At 27.9% G+C, this 2861-nt stretch carries 4 protein-coding genes; 2 read left to right on the top strand and 2 right to left on the bottom strand.

Annotation, left to right across the window (positions count from 1 at the left end):
- Positions 1-272: 272 nt before the first annotated feature.
- Together Q0649_RS14905 and Q0649_RS14910 are read right to left on the bottom strand one after the other, a co-directional pair.
- Positions 273-698 carry a flavodoxin gene (locus Q0649_RS14905; RefSeq protein WP_298843724.1) on the bottom strand — a complete coding sequence of 142 codons (426 nt, stop codon included), beginning with the start codon at positions 696-698 and terminating at the stop codon, positions 273-275.
- Positions 699-967: 269 nt separating this feature from the next.
- Complete coding sequence (locus Q0649_RS14910; protein WP_298843728.1) at positions 968-2041, bottom strand: undecaprenyldiphospho-muramoylpentapeptide beta-N-acetylglucosaminyltransferase; 1074 nt, start codon at positions 2039-2041, stop codon at positions 968-970.
- A 220-nt stretch (positions 2042-2261) separates the two neighbouring features.
- On the opposite strand from Q0649_RS14910, the gene Q0649_RS14915 reads away from it, so the two are divergent.
- A complete protein-coding gene (locus Q0649_RS14915) occupies positions 2262-2447 on the top strand; it encodes an alpha/beta-type small acid-soluble spore protein (RefSeq protein ID WP_298843731.1) in 186 nt (61 codons plus the stop codon).
- Positions 2448-2554: 107 nt separating this feature from the next.
- Positions 2555-2740, top strand: coding sequence for an alpha/beta-type small acid-soluble spore protein (locus Q0649_RS14920; protein WP_298843734.1), 186 nt, complete (start codon positions 2555-2557; stop codon positions 2738-2740).
- Positions 2741-2861: the final 121 nt, after the last annotated feature.

The raw sequence follows: 2861 nt of genomic DNA on the forward strand, positions 1-2861 counted from the left end.
GTATTTCCGTCCATAGTTTTCATTTTTCTCATTTAATAAGCCTTCTTTCTTAAATAATATTATAAAAATTGTTTAAACGCTTTTATTTAAATTTAAAGTAAGAGTATTTATTAAAATATCTCTATACTTAAAAATAATAACTTTTCACTAGATTTTATGCAAAACTAGCTAACACTTCTCAGCGTTAGCTAGACATGATGAACCCTTGTGTTCTAGATATTCTTACGCTTATCTCATCATTTCATAGTTCTACATATTTCTATAAAAAAACCTTATTTAACTAAATTTTTTCCCATTTCTTCAGCTTTAACTAATTGTTCATTAGTAGGAGCTTCATTAACTATTAAATTTTGTACAACATTAAATTCATATTCTTTCATTAAACTTACCCATTTACCCATAAATTCTCCATTGTCCCATCCATAAGATCCAAATAAACCTGTGATTTTATTATTAACTGGAATCAACTTAAACTTGTCAATAAATGGTTGCATTTCCTTTTGATCAATCCTATTATTATCCATTGATGGACTACCAAATGCTACTGCATCTGCATTAGTTACATCTTCAACTGATGCTTCGCTAACTAGTTTAAGTACAACATCAGCACCTGCATCCTTTGCACCTTTAGCAATATGATTCGCTAAAACTTCAACATTTCCGCCGTTACTCAAGTAAATTATTGTTAATTTTTTCATTACTATCACCCCATGCTTTCATATTAATAGATAGTCTATGTTACAAGTTAATTATACATCAATATGAATAATATTCAAGTTTTTTCGTTATAAATACTACATTATATTTAAAAATAAAATACTGTATAAACACAATAAGTTAGTGTTATAGCACAGTTTGTCATATAATAGTCTTTAAATGTCATAAAACATTGTTAATATTTTATCATATTTTATTACCCGTTTATTCTCTCCTATAATATAAAAAGAGTGAAGAAATTTTACTTTATTCATCTTTTCCTGTATTTTTCTATTAGTTCTACTATTAAATCAATACTTTTCTCAGTATTACTGTTATTCATTTTCTCAATATATTTATTTCTATCATTATACACCTCTTTAATTTTCACTTCTAAATTTTCAGGTGTAAGGTCTTCATCTTGAATAACCATACTATACCCACTTTTTTCAAAAGATTTGGCATTAAGTATTTGATCCCCACGACTAGCTTTCGCGGATAGTGGTATTAATAAATTAGGTTTTCTTAGAGCAAGAAGTTCAAAAATAACATTTGCCCCTGCCCTAGATACTACTATATCTGCACTAGCCAATAAATGAGGTAATTCATCTTTTATATAATCAAATTGCTTATATCCATCTTTATTTTGAAGTGACTTATCAATATTACCACTACCACAAATATGAATAACATTATACTCTAATATTAATTTATCGAGCTTTGCCCTTATAACCTCATTTATAATTTTAGATCCTAAACTGCCACCTATAATCATAAGTACTGGCTTTTTACTTTTAAATCCACATATTTGATTACCTTTAGCTTTATTTCCTTCAAACAATTCAGATCTAATAGGATTTCCAGTTACAACACCTTTTCCATTTTTCAATCCTTTTAATGCTTCAGGAAAAGTTACACATACTTTTGTACAATAAGGAGATACTAATCTATTAGCAAGTCCTGGCGTAATATCACATTCATGTGCGATTACTGGTACTTTGTTAAAAAATGCAGCAAGCACAACAGGGACAGAAACAAATCCACCTTTTGAAAAAACAATATCAGGTTTTTCCATTTTAATGATTTTTTTTGCCTCAAAAATACCTTTAATCACTTTTAAAGGATCCGTAAAATTTTTAAAATCAAAATATCTTCTAAGTTTTCCGCTAGATATCGGAAAATACTTAATATTTTCGCCTTCTATTATCTTTCTCTCTATACCTTCCTTTGTGCCAATATATTCAATTTCATAACCTAACATTTTAAGTTTTGGTACAAGTGCAAGATTTGGTGTTACATGTCCCGCTGAACCTCCACCAGTCATTATTATTTTGTGTTTTTCCACTTTAACTCTCCTTTTAAAACATGCTTTATTCAGTTTATACTATCTTATTATATACTAATTAGAATAAGATGTTCAGTATTTATTAAAACTTTTCTTATCCACAATTTTCTAAACAACTTACGATTTGCAAAATTATCCTTCAATCAACTAATATAAAAAAAGAGTATACGGTTAAACTACTATCATCAAGTAATCACTAAAATAAAAGGAGGAATTTATTATGGCAAACAGAAACTTAGTACCAGAAGCAAAAGCAGGTCTTAACAAATTTAAAATGGAAGCAGCTCAAGAAGTAGGAGTTAATTTAACAGAAGGTTACAATGGAGATCTTACTTCAAGACAAAATGGATCAGTAGGCGGACAAATGGTTAAAAAAATGGTTGAACAGTACGAGAAAAATTTATAATTTAATGTTAAATTTTCCTTATTAACCGTAAAGATTCTATCATATAATTCTAATTTATGCGCAATATACTATCATAACAAAAATATATTTAAAAGGAGTGATTAACAATGGCAAATAAAACATTAGTACCACAAGCAAAAGCAGGACTTAACAAATTTAAAATGGAAGCTGCAAAAGAAGTTGGAGTTAATTTAACAGATGGTTACAATGGCGATCTTACTTCAAGACAAAATGGATCAGTAGGCGGACAAATGGTTAAAAAAATGGTTGAACAATACGAGAAAAATTTATAATTTGAACTTCTAATTAATTTGTATATTAAAAATTATCAATTAAAAATTAATTTAACAAAAAAAATATAAAAGGAGTGATTAACAATGGCAAATAAAACATTAGTACCACAAGCAAAAGCAG

The sequence above is a fragment of the uncultured Clostridium sp. genome (assembly GCF_937920395.1).
GTDB lineage: Bacteria > Bacillota > Clostridia > Clostridiales > Clostridiaceae > Clostridium_AD.